Below are 1,225 nucleotides of genomic sequence, written 5' to 3' on the forward strand. Positions count from 1 at the left end.
TGCAGCAATTATGCTCTCCACCAATAATATTCGGGATTTAGAAGGTGATAAAGCAAGTGGTCGAAAAACGATGGCCATCTTAATCGGTCGCACACGAGCAGTTAATGTCTTGTTAGCCCTGTTCGTAATTTCATACATTTGGATTTTAATATTAGTTATTCTAAACCTTGTAACGCCTTGGGCACTACTTGTGATCTTAAGCGTAAAGAAACCAGTGCATGCCATCCAAGTTTTCAAAACAAAAGAACACCCCACTGGAAGTAAGGCCGGCTATGAAAGATACGGCATTAACAAACACACTTTTCGGATTCTTACTCGGTATAGGTTTATTAATCGGAAACTTATTATAGAAAGAAAAACAACCGCAATTACGCTTGTTTGTTTATTAAAATACTTGTATGAATTTCGTCTATCACGTTTCGCTACAATTCGACATTTCTCCATAAAAAAACACGCTATCCCGAAGATAGCGCATCTTTTTAAATGACCCCTACGGGATTCGAACCCGTGTTACCGCCGTGAAAGGGCGGTGTCTTAACCGCTTGACCAAGGGGCCTTACATCTGGCGGAGAAGGAGGGATTTGAACCCTCGCGCCGGTTGCCCGACCTACACCCTTAGCAGGGGCGCCTCTTCAGCCACTTGAGTACTTCCCCAGAAATAATTGGCTCCGAAGGTAGGACTCGAACCTACGACCAATCGATTAACAGTCGATTGCTCTACCACTGAGCTACTTCGGAATGGTGGGCCTAAATGGACTCGAACCATCGACCTCACGCTTATCAGGCGTGCGCTCTAACCAGCTGAGCTATAGGCCCACAAAAAATTGGAGCGGGTGAAGAGAATCGAACTCTCATCATCAGCTTGGAAGGCTGAGGTTTTACCACTAAACTACACCCGCAATATGGTGGCTCAGGACGGAATCGAACCGCCGACACAAGGATTTTCAGTCCTTTGCTCTACCGACTGAGCTACTGAGCCACATTCGAATTGTACTAAGCTTCGAATCTCGTTGTCAGCTTCATTCGTTCGTTCAGTCACGTACGTTAGTACGCTCCTTCACTTACTCATTTTGCTTCCTAGACCTTCTTTGCTTATTCCAATTCTTAACACTTCATAAAAAATGGCGGTCCCGACGGGAATCGAACCCGCGATCTCCTGCGTGACAGGCAGGCATGTTAACCGCTACACCACGGGACCATTTGGTTGCGGGGGCAGGATTTGAAC

At 46.0% G+C, this 1,225-nt stretch carries 1 protein-coding gene and 7 tRNA genes; 1 reads left to right on the forward strand and 7 read right to left on the reverse strand.

Going from position 1 to position 1,225, the window contains the following annotated elements; genetic code table 11:
• Positions 1-487, forward strand: a 487-nt coding sequence (locus tag AC1DSL_RS18375; protein ID WP_477533358.1) for a UbiA family prenyltransferase, incomplete at its 5' end; no start/stop codon positions are given.
• On the opposite strand, the gene AC1DSL_RS18380 is transcribed toward AC1DSL_RS18375, so the two are convergent.
• From AC1DSL_RS18380 to AC1DSL_RS18410, 7 genes are all read right to left on the reverse strand, one after another.
• A tRNA-Glu gene (locus tag AC1DSL_RS18380) sits at positions 485-556 on the reverse strand. The two genes, AC1DSL_RS18375 and AC1DSL_RS18380, sit on opposite strands and share 3 nt — an antisense overlap.
• 7 nt (positions 557-563) lie before the next feature.
• Positions 564-654, reverse strand: a tRNA-Ser gene (locus AC1DSL_RS18385).
• 9 nt (positions 655-663) lie between these two features.
• A tRNA-Asn gene (locus tag AC1DSL_RS18390) sits at positions 664-738 on the reverse strand.
• Position 739: 1 nt separating this feature from the next.
• Positions 740-816, reverse strand: a tRNA-Ile gene (locus AC1DSL_RS18395).
• A 9-nt stretch (positions 817-825) separates the two neighbouring features.
• A tRNA-Gly gene (locus AC1DSL_RS18400) sits at positions 826-899 on the reverse strand.
• A 4-nt stretch (positions 900-903) separates the two neighbouring features.
• Positions 904-979: transfer RNA gene (locus AC1DSL_RS18405), tRNA-Phe, on the reverse strand.
• Positions 980-1,122: 143 nt separating this feature from the next.
• A tRNA-Asp gene (locus AC1DSL_RS18410) sits at positions 1,123-1,198 on the reverse strand.
• Between the last annotated feature and the right edge of the window lie 27 nt (positions 1,199-1,225).

The organism is Paenisporosarcina sp. P4_D4 (assembly GCF_056401835.1).